17 protein-coding genes are annotated in these 16,778 nt (G+C 63.9%); 2 read left to right on the top strand and 15 right to left on the bottom strand.

The window, feature by feature from the left end; translation table 11 throughout:
• Window positions 1-36: 36 nt before the first annotated feature.
• Entirely contained in the window at window positions 37-369 is a 333-nt protein-coding gene (locus tag ABWY06_RS09075; RefSeq protein WP_353925245.1) for an EscU/YscU/HrcU family type III secretion system export apparatus switch protein, read from the top strand.
• A 108-nt stretch (window positions 370-477) separates the two neighbouring features.
• Here the strand turns inward: ABWY06_RS09075 and ABWY06_RS09080 are convergent, their stop codons facing one another.
• The 14 genes from ABWY06_RS09080 to flhA all read right to left on the bottom strand — a co-directional run bounded on the left by ABWY06_RS09080 (window position 478) and on the right by flhA (window position 14,760).
• The gene (locus ABWY06_RS09080; RefSeq protein WP_353925246.1) at window positions 478-882 is read right to left on the bottom strand and encodes a DUF2802 domain-containing protein; all 405 of its coding nucleotides are present in this window, start codon (window positions 880-882) and stop codon (window positions 478-480) included.
• Window positions 883-885: 3 nt separating this feature from the next.
• On the bottom strand, window positions 886-1,365 hold the full coding sequence (locus ABWY06_RS09085) for a chemotaxis protein CheW (protein ID WP_353925247.1): 480 nt from the start codon (window positions 1,363-1,365) through the stop codon (window positions 886-888).
• 101 nt (window positions 1,366-1,466) lie between these two features.
• On the bottom strand, window positions 1,467-2,360 hold the full coding sequence (locus ABWY06_RS09090) for a CheW domain-containing protein (protein ID WP_353925248.1): 894 nt from the start codon (window positions 2,358-2,360) through the stop codon (window positions 1,467-1,469).
• An 87-nt stretch (window positions 2,361-2,447) separates the two neighbouring features.
• Window positions 2,448-3,236, bottom strand: coding sequence for a ParA family protein (locus ABWY06_RS09095; protein WP_353925249.1), 789 nt, complete (start codon window positions 3,234-3,236; stop codon window positions 2,448-2,450).
• A 54-nt stretch (window positions 3,237-3,290) separates the two neighbouring features.
• Window positions 3,291-4,178 carry a flagellar motor protein MotD gene (gene motD, locus ABWY06_RS09100; protein ID WP_353925250.1) on the bottom strand — a complete coding sequence of 296 codons (888 nt, stop codon included), beginning with the start codon at window positions 4,176-4,178 and terminating at the stop codon, window positions 3,291-3,293.
• A 2-nt stretch (window positions 4,179-4,180) separates the two neighbouring features.
• On the bottom strand, window positions 4,181-4,921 hold the full coding sequence (locus ABWY06_RS09105) for a flagellar motor protein (RefSeq protein ID WP_353925251.1): 741 nt from the start codon (window positions 4,919-4,921) through the stop codon (window positions 4,181-4,183).
• Window positions 4,921-6,027: a protein-glutamate methylesterase/protein-glutamine glutaminase gene (locus tag ABWY06_RS09110; protein ID WP_353925252.1), complete on the bottom strand. Its 1,107-nt coding sequence runs from the start codon at window positions 6,025-6,027 to the stop codon at window positions 4,921-4,923. The genes ABWY06_RS09105 and ABWY06_RS09110 overlap by 1 nt, the downstream gene beginning before the upstream one ends.
• A gap of 55 nt (window positions 6,028-6,082) precedes the next feature.
• A complete protein-coding gene (locus ABWY06_RS09115) occupies window positions 6,083-8,302 on the bottom strand; it encodes a chemotaxis protein CheA (protein WP_353925253.1) in 2,220 nt (739 codons plus the stop codon).
• 30 nt (window positions 8,303-8,332) lie between these two features.
• A complete protein-coding gene (locus ABWY06_RS09120) occupies window positions 8,333-9,121 on the bottom strand; it encodes a protein phosphatase CheZ (RefSeq protein WP_353925254.1) in 789 nt (262 codons plus the stop codon).
• 19 nt (window positions 9,122-9,140) lie between these two features.
• Window positions 9,141-9,515, bottom strand: a complete 375-nt coding sequence (locus tag ABWY06_RS09125) for a chemotaxis response regulator CheY (protein WP_177345177.1) — start codon at window positions 9,513-9,515, stop codon at window positions 9,141-9,143.
• A 91-nt stretch (window positions 9,516-9,606) separates the two neighbouring features.
• Window positions 9,607-10,353, bottom strand: a complete 747-nt coding sequence (gene fliA, locus ABWY06_RS09130) for an RNA polymerase sigma factor FliA (RefSeq protein WP_353925255.1) — start codon at window positions 10,351-10,353, stop codon at window positions 9,607-9,609.
• Window positions 10,350-11,180, bottom strand: coding sequence for a flagellar synthesis regulator FleN (fleN, locus tag ABWY06_RS09135; RefSeq protein WP_353925256.1), 831 nt, complete (start codon window positions 11,178-11,180; stop codon window positions 10,350-10,352). The genes fliA and fleN overlap by 4 nt, the downstream gene beginning before the upstream one ends.
• Before the next feature lie 109 nt (window positions 11,181-11,289).
• The gene (gene flhF / locus ABWY06_RS09140; RefSeq protein WP_353925257.1) at window positions 11,290-12,615 is read right to left on the bottom strand and encodes a flagellar biosynthesis GTPase FlhF; all 1,326 of its coding nucleotides are present in this window, start codon (window positions 12,613-12,615) and stop codon (window positions 11,290-11,292) included.
• A gap of 15 nt (window positions 12,616-12,630) precedes the next feature.
• Window positions 12,631-14,760, bottom strand: coding sequence for a flagellar biosynthesis protein FlhA (gene flhA / locus ABWY06_RS09145; protein ID WP_353925258.1), 2,130 nt, complete (start codon window positions 14,758-14,760; stop codon window positions 12,631-12,633).
• Window positions 14,761-14,930: 170 nt separating this feature from the next.
• On the opposite strand from flhA, the gene sodC reads away from it, so the two are divergent.
• Entirely contained in the window at window positions 14,931-15,464 is a 534-nt protein-coding gene (gene sodC, locus ABWY06_RS09150; RefSeq protein WP_353925259.1) for a superoxide dismutase [Cu-Zn] SodC, read from the top strand.
• A gap of 171 nt (window positions 15,465-15,635) precedes the next feature.
• Here the strand turns inward: sodC and flhB are convergent, their stop codons facing one another.
• Entirely contained in the window at window positions 15,636-16,772 is a 1,137-nt protein-coding gene (flhB, locus tag ABWY06_RS09155) for a flagellar biosynthesis protein FlhB (protein WP_353925260.1), read from the bottom strand.
• Window positions 16,773-16,778: the final 6 nt, after the last annotated feature.

Raw genomic sequence — 16,778 nt, forward strand, 5'->3', positions numbered from 1 at the left:
TCGCCCGCTCGCCAACGCCACAAGGACCCTTTGCCCATGAAAGACACCGCGCCCCGGCAAGCCATCGCCCTGACCTACGACGGCGCCAACGCGCCCAGCCTGACGGCCAAGGGCGACGATGAACTGGCCGAGGCCATCCTGGCCATTGCCCGCCAGTACGAGGTGCCGATCTACGAAAATGCCGAGTTGGTCAGGTTATTGGCGCGCCTGGAACTGGGGGATGCGATCCCCGAGCAGCTGTACCGCAGCATTGCCGAAATCATCGCCTTCGCCTGGTACCTCAAGGGCAAGTGTCCGGCCGGTTTCAATCCCGATCAGGACCGCGACATTACACCGCCACCGCTGCTGCTGGGGGGGCCGGCGCGCTGAGGATGCTCGAGGAACACCCTGGCGGACTGGCGCTGGAGGACGCGTCGAGGCCGCCCTACGGGCTCGCCAGAAGGCGCGTGGCGCCCAGCCGCAAAGGCACGCCGCCGCTCAGGAGCGGCGGACCTTGCCCTCGTTCAGCTTGCTCACCAGCTCCGCTTCCGCCCTGCTCAGGCCACAGGACTGGGTCAGGTCGTCGACGCTGGCGCCCAGCCCCACCAGGCGCGCCGCCTGGGTAAAGGACAGGCTGCTGGGATCACGCTGCTCGATTTGCTGAAGTTTGTCCGGCAGCGGCGCGACCACCCGCCGTAACTCGTGCAGTTCCTCGCCCATGCGAATGCTGCCGGTCAGGTAGGCATCCAGGCGCTTGCCCAATTCCTTCAGACGCTGGTCGCGCGCAGCATCGCGCTCGGCCTGCAACAAGGCCTGTTGGCGCTGGTTCATCTTCAGCCACAGGCAACAGCCGGCCAGGCCGACACAGGCCAGGGCCAGCACCACCAGCGCGAGTTCGAGCACAGGTCAGATACTCTCCAGTTCGGACCACTCTTCTTCCGACATCATCTTGTCCAGCTCGACCAGGATCAGCAATTCGCCGTTCTTGTTGCAGACACCCTGGATAAACTTGGCCGACTCGTCGTTGCCAACGTTGGGGGCGGTTTCCACCTCGGATTGGCGCAGATACACCACCTCCGCCACGCTGTCGACCATGATGCCAACCACTTGTTTGTCGGCCTCGATGATAACGATCCGCGTATTGTCGGTGACCTCCGCCGAATCAAGGCCAAAGCGCTGGCGGGTGTCAATCACGGTCACCACATTGCCGCGCAGGTTGATGATGCCCAGCACGTAGCTCGGCGCACCGGGCACCGGGGCGATTTCGGTGTAGCGCAAGACTTCCTGAACCTGCATCACATTGATGCCATAGGTCTCGTCGTCCAGGCGGAAGGTCACCCACTGCAGGATCGGATCTTCAGAGCCTTGTGCAGAATTTTTCTTCATGTCCCTTGCCTCGTCAAAAAACGCCGGAAACAGCGTACGCGGGTATCACCCCGCCTGTGTGCCTGAAAGCGCGCAGCCCGCGCGGCGTGACTTCCTCTACTTCAGTGCCTCTTGCCCACGACGCTTGGCGCCATGCGCTTGGTGGCGCCGCTGGCGATCAGTTCGGCCAGCGCCGCGACGTCCAGCAAGGCGCACATATGCTCGATCACCGTACCGGCAAGCCAAGGCCGTTGAGTGCGCTGGCTGCGCCATTTGACCTGATCCGGCTCCAGGCGGATCGAGCGGCTGACCTGATGGACTGCCAGCCCCCACTCGTAGCCCTGGACCGAAATCACGAATTGCAGGCCGTCACGGAAATCCTCGCGGTAACGGTCGGGCATCACCCAGCGCGCGGTGTCCAGGACCTTGAGGTTACCACCGGGGGCAGGCAGCAGCCCGAGGAACCAGTCCGGCTGACCGAACAGTGCGGTCAAATCCTGACCTTCCAACGGATAGATCGAACCCAGGCACACCAGGGGCACCGCCAGGGTCAGCCCGGCGACGTCGAACAACAGGCATTCGAAAGACGCCTGGGCCCAGTCGGGGCGCCCACCCTTCAAGGGCAGCGGTGAGGCAGCCTGCTGCACCGAAGGTGCCAGGGCACTGACGACGGGCGCCTGTACCGCTGGCGCGGGGGGCGGCGGCGCCTGTACCTCGACCGGTTTGGGCAGCGGTGACACCACCTCTGGCAGCGCCAGGGGCATTTTCAGCGACGCCAGCTGCAGTGGCGCCGGCTCGGCCAACACCGGCCGTGGCAGCACGCTGGCGGGCAGCACCGGCCTGTTCGGCTGCGGGCGCGCGTCGCGCACCTGCTCCTCGAGCACCGCCGCTTCGAATTCGTCCAGGCTGAAGGTCTCGGCCTGCGCCAATTCCTCGGCGGCATCCTGCAACAGCCCATCGAGATAGGACTGCAGGGCCTGCTGGGAACGGGTGGCGACGACCGGGGTACGACTCATGGGTACAACCTGCAAAAGAAGCCTGTACTGCTTATCGGCCGGCGAGGCGGCGGACTTGAGCTGCTCAGTTGAGCATAGACCCTCATCTCATGCTACCTGGTTGGCGAGTTGCTGGTTCAACAGATGTTTGAGCAATGCACGGTAGGCCAGAACCCCCCGACTGTTGCCGTCGAACTGCGAGGGCGTCTGCCCCGCTCGGCTGGCATCGCGCAGGCGGGTATCCACCGGAATATAGGCGGGCCAGAGATGCTCGGGGTAGCTGTTGCGCAGCACCCGAAGGGTGCTCATGGAGGCCTGGGTGCGACGATCGAACAGGGTCGGCACTATGGTATAGGGCAGTGCCTGCTTGCGTGAGCGGTTGATCATGGCCAGGGTGCTGACCATGCGCTCCAGGCCCTTGACTGCCAGGAACTCGGTCTGTACCGGGATCACCAATTGCTGGCTGGCCGCCAGGGCGTTGACCATCAACACCCCGAGCAGCGGTGGGCTGTCGATCAGCGCGTGGTCATAGTCCTGCCACAGTTGCGCCAGGCTTTTGGCGATCACCAGACCCAGGCCGCTCTGCCCGGGCGACTGGCGCTCCAGGGTGGCCAGCGCCGTACTGGACGGCATCAGGGCGATGCGCTCGTTGCTGGTCGGCAGCAGCAGCTGCGCCGCCAGTCCGGGCGGCACGCTGCCCTTGTGCTGGAACAGGTCGAAGGCACTGCGCTCCAGGGAATCGGGATCGTGACCGAAATAGCTAGTCATCGAACCGTGGGGATCCAAATCGACCACCACCACGCGTTTGCCGGCATCGGCCAACAGGCCTGCCAGTGCGATGGTGGTGGTGGTCTTGCCGACCCCGCCTTTTTGATTGGCTACCGCCCAGACTCTCATCTTCTTCATCCTCCCGGCGAGCGCAGGCCCGGTCCGAGAACTGGCGTCGCAGGCTCAGGGAGCCGGCGACGGGGAATTGACGGCACCCGGCGTGGGTGCCCGTACACCTGGCGCTGGTGCAGATTGCGTGCCAGCTCCAGGCATGATCACTGCCGGTGGCTTGGCGGCGCCACTCACGCCACTGACCCCGCGGCGCACCTCGAGGTTACGTGAAATCACCAGCACCACGCGCCGGTTGCGCCCGCGCCCTTCAGCCGTGGCATTGTCCGCCACCGGCTGGAACTCTCCGTAGCCGACCGCGGCCAGGCGTCCGGGATTCAAGCCGTCCATGGCCAGCATGCGCACGATGCTGGCCGCGCGCGCGGCGGAGAGCTCCCAATTGGTTGGATACAGGGAAGTGCGAATCGGCAGGTTGTCGGTGAAGCCCTCGACATGCACCGGATTCTCATAAGGCGCCAGGATCTTGGCGACCTTTTCGATGATGGAGAACGCCGCGTCATTGGGAATCGCATCGCCACTGGGAAACAGCAGGCTGGAATTGAGTTCGATCTCGATCCACTGCTCGTTGCCACGCAGGGTCATCTGGTCGCTCATGATCATCTCGCCGAAAGCGTCGCGGATGCTCTGGGCGATTTCGGCGAGCGGATCGGCCCCCGGTTCGTCGATGGAGGCGGCGTTCTGTTGCTGCTCATCGACCATCGAGCGGTCGGGCTCGGAGGTGCGTGGCCGCTCTTCACCAATCGGGATGGGCTTGATCGAGCGGTCGGGCTGGTTGAAGACGCCCGTCAGGGTCTCCGAGAGAATTTTGTACTTACCTTCGTTGATCGAGGAAATGGAATACATGACCACGAAAAACGCGAACAGCAAGGTGATAAAGTCCGCGTAGGAGACCAGCCAACGCTCATGGTTCTCATGTTCTTCATGCTGGCGACGACGGGCCATGATCAGTCCATGAAGCCTTGCAGCTTCAGTTCGATGGAGCGTGGGTTTTCACCCTCGGCAATCGACAGTATGCCCTCGAGCAGCATCTCCCGGTAACGCGACTGGCGGCCCGCGATGGCCTTGAGCTTGTTGCCCACCGGCAGCAGCAGCAGGTTGGCGAACCCCACCCCGTAGATGGTCGCGACAAAGGCCACGGCAATGCCGCTGCCCAGCATGCTCGGATCGGCCAGGTTGCCCATGACGTGAATCAGGCCCATCACCGCGCCGATGATACCGATGGTCGGGGCATAGCCGCCCATGCTTTCGAACACCTTGGCCGCCTGGATATCGCGTCCCTCCTGGGTATACAGGTCGACCTCGAGAATGCTGCGGATGGCCTCGGGTTCGGCGCCGTCCACCAACAGCTGCAGGCCCTTGCGCGCATAGGCATCCGGCTCGGCGTCGGCCACCGGCTCGAGCCCCAGCAAGCCCTCCTTGCGCGCCGTCAGACTCCAGCCGACCACGCGGTTGATACCGCCAGCCAGGTCGATACGCGGCGGGAAGAGGATCCAGCGAATGATCACCAACGCGCGCTTGAGCACTTCCATGGGGGCCTGCAAAAACGCCGCGCCCAGGGTACCGCCGATCACGATCAACGCCGCCGGCCCGTTGAGCAGAGCGCCGACATGCCCGCCTTCCAGGTAGTTACCGCCAATGATCGCGACAAACGCCAGGGTTATCCCGATCAGGCTCATTACATCCATCAGAGGCAGGCCTCGGCCAGATGCCGACCGATATCATCCAGGCTGTAGACCGCGTCGGCGAGATTGGCCTTGGCGATCGCCATGGGCATGCCGTAGATCACGCAACTGGCTTCGTCCTGGGCCCACACCTGGCTGCCCCCGGCCTTGAGCAGGCGCGCGCCCTCGCGACCATCGGCGCCCATGCCGGTGAGCACCACCGCCAGAACCTTGTCGTTGAAGGATTTGGCGGCCGAACCGAAGGTGATGTCCACACAGGGCTTGTAGTTCAGACGCTCGTCGCCCGGCAGGATCCGCACCGCACCGCGGCCGTCGATCATCATCTGCTTGCCACCGGGCGCCAGCAGCGCCAGGCCCGGGCGCAGCAGATCGCCGTCCTCGGCCTCCTTGACACTGATGCGGCAGAGTTTGTCCAGGCGCTCGGCGAAGGCCTTGGTGAACGCCGCCGGCATATGCTGGATCAGCACGATGGGGGCTGGGAAATTGGCCGGCAGCTGGGTCAGCACCCGTTGCAAGGCCACCGGGCCACCGGTGGACGTGCCGATGGCCACCAGTTTGTAGGCTTTGCGCTTGGGTGCGGCAGCCGGTGCCGAGGCCCGGGGGCCGGCCGGGGCACTGCTGCCTGGCGCCGCGCTGCTGCGTGCCGGCGCTGGCGCCGGTGCCGTGGGACTCGGCGCGGCGGCCACGGCCGGTGAGGTGCTGTAGCGGCGATTACTGCGAGCGATACTGTGGACTTTTTCACACAGCAACTGCTTGACCTTCTCCGGGTTGCGCGAGATGTCCTCGAAATTCTTCGGCAGGAAATCCACCGCCCCGGCATCCAGCGCATCCAGGGTGACGCGCGCGCCCTCATGGGTCAGCGAGGAAAACATCAAGACCGGCGTAGGGCAACGCTGCATGATGTGCCGAACGGCAGTGATGCCGTCCATCATCGGCATCTCGTAGTCCATGGTGATCACATCGGGCTTGAGCGCCAACGCTTGATCGATGGCCTCGCGGCCGTTGGTGGCGGTGCCCACCACCTGGATATTCGAATCGGCGGAAAGGATTTCCGATACACGCCGGCGAAAGAAACCGGAGTCGTCCACCACCAAGACCTTGACCGCCATACAGACTCCTAAAAACTGCAATATCGACCGCGAGGCGGCGGACGCCAACCGCGCCCTAAGGACGCCGCGCGTAACGTTTGAGCATGCTCGGCACGTCCAGAATCAGGGCGATGCGACCGTCACCGGTAATGGTGGCGCCGGACATTCCCGGCGTACCCTGCAGCATCTTGCCCAGGGGTTTGATCACCACTTCCTCCTGACCGACCAGTTGATCGACGACGAAGCCGATCCGCTGGGTACCCACCGACAGGATCACCACATGCCCTTCCCGCTGCTCTTCATGGGCGGCACTGCGCACCAGCCAGCGCTTGAGGTAGAACAAGGGCAAGGCTTTCTCGCGCACGATCACCACTTCCTGCCCGTCCACCACGTTGGTGCGCGACAGGTCGAGGTGGAAAATCTCGTTGACGTTGACCAGGGGAAAGGCGAATGCCTGGTCGCCCAGCATGACCATCAGGGTCGGCATGATCGCCAGGGTCAGCGGCACCTTGATCACGATCTTGGTGCCCTGGCCCTTTGCCGAATAGATATTGATGATGCCGTTGAGCTGGGCAATCTTGGTCTTGACCACGTCCATGCCCACACCGCGCCCGGACACGTCGGATATCTCCGCCTTGGTGGAAAATCCCGGGGCGAAAATAAGGTTGTAGCACTCGGCCTCGCTTAAACGGTCGGCCGCATCGCGGTCCAGCACCCCCTTCTCGACCGCCTTGGCCCGCAGTACATCCGGATCCATGCCGTTGCCGTCGTCAGAAATCGACAGCAGGATATGATCGCCTTCCTGCTGCGCCGCCAGCACGATCTTGCCGCCCCGACTTTTTCCGGCGGCTTCGCGCGCTTCCGGCGACTCAATGCCATGATCCACCGAATTGCGCACCAAGTGCACCAGGGGATCGGCCAGGGCCTCCACCAGGTTCTTGTCCAGGTCGGTCTCTTCTCCAACCAGTTCGAGGTTGATCTCTTTTTTCAGGCTGCGGGCCAGGTCGCGCACCAGGCGCGGGAAGCGGCCGAAGACTTTCTTGATCGGCTGCATGCGGGTTTTCATCACCGCGGTCTGCAGGTCGGCAGTCACCACATCGAGGTTGGAGACAGCCTTGGCCATGGCCTCATCGGCGCTGTTGGAACCCAGGCGTACCAAGCGATTGCGCACCAGCACCAGCTCGCCAACCATGTTCATGATTTCGTCCAGACGTGCGGTATCGACCCGCACCGTGGTCTCCGCCTCGCTGGCCGGGTTCGCTTTGTCGGGCCCAGCCGCGGCCGCAGGCGGCGCAACGGCTTTGGCCGGCTCCGCTTTTGCCGCGGGCGCGGCGGCGGGCTTGGGCGCGGCGGCGGCCGGCGCCTTGGCTTTCGCCAGCGGGGCCGGCGCTGCAACGGGGGGCGACGGCGCAACGGCCGGGGCAGCAGGCTCGACGAACTTGCCCTTGCCGTGCAACTGATCGAGCAGCGCCTCGAATTCGTCGTCGGTAATATTGTCGCCGCCACCCGGCACTGGCGCCGCGGGCGTTACCGGGGCAGCAGGCTCGGCGGCAGCCACGGGCTCGACGAACTTGCCCTTGCCATGCAGCTGATCGAGCAAGGCCTCGAACTCATCATCGGTGATCTCGTCACCGCCACCGACCGTGGGCGCCGCTGCCACGGCGGCGACCGGAGCCTTAGCCACGCCAGCGGGCGCCGCGGCCTGGCCCTTGCCATGCAACTGATCGAGCAACGCCTCGAACTCGTCATCGGTGATTTCATCACCGCCACCCACGGGCGCACTCGGGGCCGCCAGTGGCGCGGGGGCTTCGGGTAAGGCGTCGAGCAGCTGCTCGAACTCCTGATCGCTGGCATCGACGTGAATATCTGGCTCGTCTGGCGCCTCGACCACTGCGGCCTGGGCACTGGCCGGCTCCGCCAGGCGAGTCAGCGCCGCCAGCAATTCGGGCGTGGCCGGGGTAGGCTCGACGCGCTCACGCACCTGACTGAACATCAGGTTGACCGCATCCAGCGCCTCGAGGATGACATCCATCAGCTCCGAATCGACACGCCGTTCGCCCTTGCGCAGGATATCGAAGACGTTTTCCGCGATATGGCAGCATTCCACCAGCTCATTGAGCTGCAGGAAGCCCGCGCCACCTTTGACGGTGTGAAAACCGCGAAAGATGGCGTTGAGCAGATTCGAATCATCCGGGCGGCTTTCCAGCTCGACCAACTGCTCGGACAGTTGCTCAAGTATCTCACCGGCCTCGACCAGGAAGTCCTGGAGGATTTCTTCATCGGCGCCGAAGCTCATGTGCGTGCTCCCCAAAGGTTCGCGTGGAACCTAGAATCCCAGGCTGGATAGCAGATCATCGACATCGTCCTGGTTGGACGCGACGTCCTCACGGGTATCGGCATGAATCTGCGGACCTTCACCCCGAGACGGCTCTTTTAATTGTTCTTGTTCGGCACGCAACACCTCATGGTTATGTTCAATGCCGGCGAAACGATCTACCTGGCTGGCCATCAGCACCAGCTTCAGCAGATTGCCCTCGACCTCGGTCACCAGCTGGGTGACACGCTTGATCACCTGCCCTGTCAGGTCCTGAAAGTCCTGGGCCAGCAAAATATCGTTGAGATGGCCGGAGATCGCCGCGCCGTCGCGCTCGCTGCGCGCCAGGAAAACCTCGATACGCTTGGCCAACTCACGGAACGCATCGGCGCCCAGCTCACGGCGCATAAAGCGCCCCCAGTCGGCGCCCAGGCTCTGCGCCTCGTCGCTCAGACCGTTGACCAAGGGGGCGCTCTGTTCCACCAGGTCCATGGTCCGGTTGGCCGCCTTCTCCGTCATGGTGACCACGTAGTTCAGCCGCTCAGTGGCGTCGGTGATTTGCGAGACCTCCTGGGCGTGGGGCATCCGGGGGTCCAGCTGAAAGTTGACGATGGCGTTGTGCAGCTCGCGGGTCAGCTTGCCGACCTCGTGATACAAGCCACGGTCGCGCACCTTGTTGAGCTCGTTGATGAACAGCACCGCTTCGCCGAAGTTGCCTTTTTCCAGGCTGGCTACCAGCTCACGAGCATTGATTTTCAGGGCCGACTCAAGGTCACCCGATGTGGAATCTTTCTGATCCATAAGACCCTCGTGGCGAACATCAGCCGTTGACCCGCTCGAAGATTTTTTCAATCTTCTCTTTCAGCACTTGGGCTGTGAACGGCTTGACCACATAACCATTGACCCCGGCTTGCGCCGCTTCGATGATCTGGTCGCGCTTGGCTTCGGCCGTTACCATCAGCACCGGCAGCTGCTTGAGGCGCTCGTCCGCACGCACCGCGCGCAACAGGTCGATGCCCGTCATGCCCGGCATGTTCCAGTCGGTGACCAAAAAGTCGAAACTCCCGCTTTGCAGCATCGGCAATGCGGTGGTGCCATCATCGGCCTCGGCGGTATTGGTAAAACCCAAGTCGCGTAAGAGGTTCTTGATGATCCGTCGCATCGTCGAGAAGTCGTCAACGATGAGGATTTTCATGTTCTTGTCCAAGTCGACCTCCGTACAGTCCTAAACGCACTCAGCAGCTGAATACGCCCTTCAATCGTGGAACCGACCCGCACCGGGCGCCTCAGGGCGCGCGCCATTCACCGAGCCGTGCGCGCAGACGCGCGGCACACTGGCTATGCAACTGGCTGACACGCGACTCGCTAACCCCCAGTACTTCGCCGATTTCCTTCAGATTCAGCTCTTCATCGTAATACAGCGCCAACACCAGACGCTCACGCTCCGGCAGGTTGGCGATGGCATCGGCCAGCGCCACCTGGAAACGCTGGTCTTCCAGATCGCGCGCGGGCTCGAAATGGGTGATACCGGCGTCTTCGCGCAAACCACCGTGCTCGCCGTCCTGCAACAGGTCGTCGAAACTGAACAGGCGGCTGCCCAACGTGTCGCCCAGAATGCCGTAGTAATCCTCGAGACTCAATTGGAGTTCGGCCGCAACCTCCTGATCTTTAGCGTCGCGACCGGTGCGCGCCTCGATTTTTCGAATGGCGTCGCTGACCATGCGGGTGTTGCGGTGGACCGAACGGGGCGCCCAATCGCCCTTGCGCACCTCGTCGAGCATCGAACCGCGGATGCGGATACCGGCAAAGGTCTCGAAACTGGCGCCCTTGCTCGCATCGTACTTCTTCGCCGATTCGAGCAGGCCGATCATGCCGGCCTGGATCAGATCATCCACCTGCACACTGGCAGGCAAGCGGGCCAGCATGTGATAGGCGATGCGCTTGACCAGGGGGGCGTAGCGTTCGATCAGCTGGTGCTGCGAATCCTGAGCGTGTGCCTTGCTGTACATACTGAGTCCACTGGCTGGTGTCATACGCCCGTGTCCGCGGTGGGCTGCTGCACCAGACGCTCGACGAAGAACTCCAGATGGCCGCGCGGGTTGGCCGGTAACGGCCAGGTGTCGACTTTCTGGGCAATCGCCTTGAACGCCAGCGCGCACTTGGAACGCGGAAAGGCCTCATAGACCGCGCGCTGCTTCTGCACGGCCTTGCGTACCGACTCATCGTAGGGCACGGCGCCCACATACTGCAGCGCCACATCGAGGAATCGGTCTGTCACCTTGGTCAGCTTAGCAAAGAGGTTGCGACCTTCCTGCGGGCTGTGGGCCATATTGGCCAGAACCCGAAAGCGGCTCATGCCATGGTCACGATTGAGCAGCTTGATCAAGGCGTAGGCATCGGTGATCGAGGTCGGTTCGTCACAGACCACCACTATCACTTCCTGCGCCGCGCGCACGAAGCTGACCACCGCATCGCCGATGCCGGCGGCGGTGTCGATCACCAACACGTCGAGGTTGTCGCTGATGTCACTGAAGGCCTGGATCAGGCCGGCGTGCTGCATGGGCGAAAGTTGCACCATGCTCTGGGTGCCCGACGCCGCCGGCACCACGCGAATACCGCCGGGACCGAGCAACAACACATCGCGCAGCTCACACTCGCCACTGATCACATCGGCCAGGGTGTGTTTGGGGGTCAGACCCAGCAATACGTCGACATTCGCCAGGCCAAGGTCGGCGTCCATCAACATCACCCGCCGACCGAGGTCGGCCAGGGCCAGCGACAGATTCACCGACACATTGGTCTTGCCGACGCCGCCCTTGCCGCCGGTCACCGCAATCACCTGTACAGGATGCCTACCCATGTTATCTACACACCTTGTCTTGCTGCGGCTGGGCCATTTGGCTTATTCCTTCTGTGCTCGTCCTGAGCGGTCGCCAGGCGCGCCTGGCGACCGGCTGCGGCTGCTGTAGCTAGCCGGCGCGGCGCGTCGGCCCCTGATACAGGCCGGCGAACATGTCGGCCATGGCGTCTTCGCTCGGTTCCTCGGCGGCCTGCAAGCCCACCGCGCGACTGACCAGCTGATGACCGCGGGGTACCTGCAGGTCATCCGGAATCTTCGGACCGTCAGTCTGGTAGGCTACCGGCAGATGCTGGCTGATAGCCAGACCTAAAACCTCACCCATGCTGGTCGCCTCGTCCAATTTGGTCAGTATGCAGCCTGCAAGGCCGCAACGCTTATAACTATGGTAGGCGGCCTTGAGCACTTGGCTCTGACTAGTGGCCGCTAAAACCAGATAATTTTTTGCCTTGAGGCCCCGCGCCGCCAAGGCTTCCAACTGCATCGCCAAGGCCGGATCGTTGCCCGGCAGCCCGGCGGTGTCGATCAACACCACCCGTTTGCCTGCCAGGGGCTTGAGTGCCTGCAACAACGACTGGCCAGGATCGACCGGGGTAACGGTGACATTGAGAATGCGCCCCAAGGTCTTGAGCTGCTCCTGGGCACCGATGCGGTAGCAGTCCATGCTGACCAGCGCGATATTTTGCGAGCCGTATTTGAGCACATAACGGGCCGCCAGTTTAGCCAGGGTGGTGGTCTTGCCCATGCCGGCCGGCCCGACCAGGGCGATCACACCGCCCTCTTCCAGCGGCTCCTGCTTGGGCGTGCGGATCGCGTGAGCCAGGTGCGCCAGCACCATCCGCCAGGCCTGACGCGGTTCGGCCACGTTGGCCACGCGCTCGAGCAAGGCCTTGGCGATGTCCGCCGACAGCCCCATGCGCTGCAACCGACGCCAGAGGTTGGCCTGCTGTGGACGACGGTGCTGCAACTGGCCCCAGGCCATGGAACCCAGCTGCACTTCGATCAGCTGACGCAGGCCGTGCAATTCGAAACGCATGGCGTCCAGCGCGCGCTGATCGGTGGCCACCGCACTCGCTGCGCTGGGGCTCGGCGCCGCCGGGCGACCGGCCGGACGCAATACCGAGGCGGGCAGTTCGGGGGCGATAATCGATTCGTTGGCGAACAGCTGGCGGTCCTGGCCGGCATCGACCTGCTCGCGGGTGGTCAGCTCGGCTTGGGCCGAGGCGATCCGCGACTGGGTCTTGCGCAGCTCCGCTTCCAGCGCCGCGTTGGGTTGGCGAACCGGGGCCGCAGGGGCCTGGTAATCCAGCGCGGCGGTCAGTTCCACACCGCCGGCGACCCGACGGTTTCCGATGATCGAGGCATCCGCGCCCAGCTCGTCGCGAACCAGTTTCATGGCTTGGCGCATATCGGCAGCGAAAAAGCGTTTGACTTGCATGGCCTTGGACCTCGGTTAGTTCTGACCCACAGTCGCGACTATGGTGACTTGCTTGTTATCTGGGATTTCCTGGTACGCCAGCACCTGCATGTTCGGCACGGCCAGCCTTGCAAAGCGCGACAACATCGCCCGAACCGGACCGGCCACCAGCAGAATCGCGGGTTTGCCGAGCATCTCCTGGCGCTGCGCCGCTTCCACCAGGGAACGCTGCAGCTTCTCAGCCATGCCGGGCTCGAGCAGGATCCCCTCCTCGGCGCCTTGACCGGCCTTCTGTAGACTGTTAAGCAATATCTGTTCCAACCTTGGCTCGAGGGTGATCACAGGCAGCTCCGGCTCTAGTCCCACAATGCTTTGCACGATCGAACGGGCCAACGACACGCGCACCGCGGCCACCATGGCGGCGGGATCTTGACTCTTGGGCGCGACATTGGCGATGGCCTCGGCGATGGTGCGGATGTCTCGTACCGGCACCTGCTCCTGCAGCAAGGCCTGCAGCACCTTGAGCAGGGTCGACAACGACACCAGCCCGGGCACCAGCTCGTCGGCCAGCTTGGGCGAGCTCTTGGCCAGCAGCTGCAGCAATTGCTGCACCTCCTCGTGGCCGAGCAATTCGTGGGCGTGCTTGTGCAGCACCTGGTTCAGGTGCGTGGCGACCACCGTACTGGCGTCGACCACGGTGTACCCCAGCGACTGGGCCTGGTCTCGCTGGGTCGGGTCTATCCATACCGCTTCCAGGCCGAACGCCGGATCCTTGGCGGCGATCCCGTTAAGCGGGCCGAAGACCTGCCCTGGATTGATCGCCAGCTCGCGATCCTGATAGACCTCCGCCTCGGCCACGCTGACCCCCATCAGGGTCAGGCGGTAGGCATTGGGCTGCAGGTCGAGGTTGTCGCGGATATGTACCGACGGCATCAGGAAACCCATGTCCTGGGAGAGCTTCTTGCGCACCCCCTTGATCCGCGCCAACAGTTGTCCCCCCTGGTTACGGTCGACCAGCGGAATCAGCCGGTAGCCCACTTCCAGGCCGACCATGTCCACCGGGGTGACGTCGTCCCAACCCAGTTCCTTGACCTCCTGGGCCCGCTGGGCCGGCAGCAGCTCCTGCTGGCGCTGCACTTCCTGCACCACCTGCTCCTGGGCTTTGCGTTGCTTGTTGGCGATCCAGTAGGCGCCGCCCGCGGCTATCAAGCCGAGGCCGACGAAGGGTACGTGGGGCATGCCAGGAATCAGGCCCATGACGACCATAATGGCGGCGGCGACGGCCAGCGCCCGGGGCGAGGCGAACATCTGCCGGGTGACTTGCTGGCCCATGTCTTCGGAGCTGGACACGCGGGTCACCATGATGGCCGCGGCGGTCGACAGCAGCAGTGAGGGAATCTGCGCCACCAGACCGTCACCGATGGTCAACAAGGTGTAGATGCGCCCGGCATCGGCGAAACTCAGGTCATGCTGCAGCACGCCGATGGCGATGCCGCCGATCAGGTTGATAAACAGGATCAGCAGGCCGGCGATCGCGTCACCGCGCACGAACTTGCTGGCACCGTCCATGGAGCCGTAGAAATCGGCCTCCTGGGCCACCTCGGTACGACGCTTCTTGGCCTCGACCTGATCGATCAGGCCGGCGTTGAGGTCAGCGTCAATGGCCATCTGCTTGCCGGGCATGGCATCCAGGGTGAAGCGCGCGCTGACTTCGGAGATCCGCCCCGCGCCCTTGGTGACCACCACGAAGTTGATGATCATCAGGATCGCGAACACCACGATACCCACCACGTAGTTGCCACCGATCACCACCTCGCCAAAGGCCTGGATCACTTGGCCGGCGGCGGCATGCCCATCCTGGCCGTGCAGCAGCACCACCCGGGTCGAGGCGACGTTCAGGGCCAGGCGCAGCAAGGTGGACGCCAGCAGGATGGTCGGGAATACCGCGAAATCCAACGGCCGCAAGGCATAGATGCTGACCAGCAGCACCACGATCGACAGCGCGATGCTGAACGTGAACAACACGTCCAGCAGGAACGGCGGAATCGGCAACATGACCATGCCAAGCATGACCAGCAGCAGCAACGGAATACCCAGGTTGCCTTCGCGCAGACCCGAGAGGTTACTGCGTACGTTGCCCACCAGTTGCGCGCGATCTACTGCCACAGTCCACTCCAACCCGTTCAATCTTTTGACGCCGACGACGCCCGTGCCAGGGCATCTGCAAGAAGCTGTCCAACTTGCCCGGGCCCAGCCAGGGCGCGGGTGCGGGGCGCGCGACGAACCACAACGCGCGGCGAGGGTCCGAGCAAGACACCTGTCCTGGAGCAATACCCATGCTGACGTTTTGGAAACCCTGCTCGATCGCCGTATTAGGTCTGTGTGCCACCCTGCCCGTGCAGGCGCAGACCCTGACCATTCCGCTGACCCAGGTCGACGCCCAGGGCCAGGGCCAGCCCCTGGGCAGCGTTGACCTCAGCGAGACGCCCCATGGCCTGGTCCTTACCCCCGCGCTGCACGGCCTGACGCCGGGCATTCATGGTTTTCATGTGCATGCCAACCCCAGCTGCGCCCCCGCCGACAAAGCCGGCCAACTCTCGGCCGCGGAGGCTGCAGGCGGCCATTGGGACCCACGCACGAGCGGCAAACACGGCAGCCCCTGGGGCGATGGCCATCTGGGCGACTTACCGGCGCTGCTGGTGACCGCCGACGGCAAGGCCCAGCAACCGGTGCTGGCACCGCGCCTGAAACAGCTGAGCGAACTCAAGGGCCACGCGTTGATGGTGCATGCCGGCGGCGACAACCATGCCGACCACCCCGCACCCCTGGGCGGCGGGGGCGCACGGATCGGCTGCGGGGTGATCGAGTAAAGCTGCAAGCTGCAAGCTGCAAGCTGCAAGCTGCAAGCTGCAAAAAGAGTATGAGGCGCAGCGGTGACGGTCGCTTGAGCGCTTACAGCTTGTGACTTGACGCCGTTACTCGTCGCGCCGCAGGTCCGGCGGAATGGGGTCATGGCAGGGGTAGCGGCCCTGCACACGCCGTTACTCGTCCCGCCGCAGGTCCGGCGGAATGGGCAGGTCCGGTAGCGGCCCGGGCCGCTTGCCCTTGCCGGCGCGGAACTGGCGCAGCTGATAGACATAGGCCAGTACCTGGGCCACCGCCAGATAGAGCCCGGCGGGGATCTCATGATCCAGCTCGGTGGAAAAGAACACCGCCCGCGCCAGGGCCGGTGATTCAAGCACCATCACCTTGTGCTCCTGGGCGATCTCGCGGATTTTCAACGCGAGAAAATCCCCCCCCTTGGCCAGCAGCACCGGGGCACTGCCCTGGGCGGGATCGTATTTCAACGCCACGGCGAAGTGAGTGGGGTTGGTGATGACCACATCGGCCTGGGGAATCGAGGCCATCATGCGACGTTCGGCCATTTCCCGCTGCAGCTGGCGAATCCGCTGCTTGACCTCGGGCTTGCCCTCGCTGTCCTTGTATTCGTCGCGCACTTCCTGCTTGGTCATCATCAATTTCTGACGGTTGTCCCACAACTGGAACGGCACATCCACCGCGGCGATCAGCATCAAGCCGCAAGCCATCCACAGCGCGCTCCAGCCAGCCACCTGGGCGCTGTGCAGGATGGCCATTTCCAGGGGCTCGTGGGCCATGGCCAGCAACGCGTCGCGGTCGGCCGAGAGCACCGCCAGACCGACCATCAGGATCACCACGAACTTGGCCAGGGCCTTGACCAGCTCGACCAGGGCCTTGACCGAAAACATCCGTTTCAAGCCGGCAAGAGGGTTGAGTCGGCTGAATTTTGGGGCCAGCGCCTCCGCCGAAAACAGCCAGCCGCCCAGCGCGATGGGCCCCACCAACGAGGCGATCAGCAGGTAAACGAACAGCGGTAACATGGCTTCCAGAGCGGTCTGCGCCGAAGCCATCAGCAGCAACCCCATGCTCTCCTCGCTGAACCAGGCCTCCCGCGGCAAATCGAAACAGGCACGCATCACCCGCAGCAAGGCATCGCCCAGTTCGCCACCGGTGGCCAGCAGCCCCCCGGTCCCAGCCAACATCACCGCCAGCGTGTTGAGTTCCCGCGAGCGGGCCACCTGGCCTTTTTCCCGGGACTCACGCAGCCGTTTGTCGGTGGGTTCCTCGCTCTTGTCCGCGCCGCTTTCGCTTTCGGCCATGGCTCA

The organism is Pseudomonas sp. (assembly GCF_040514055.1).
Lineage (GTDB): Bacteria > Pseudomonadota > Gammaproteobacteria > Pseudomonadales > Pseudomonadaceae > Aquipseudomonas.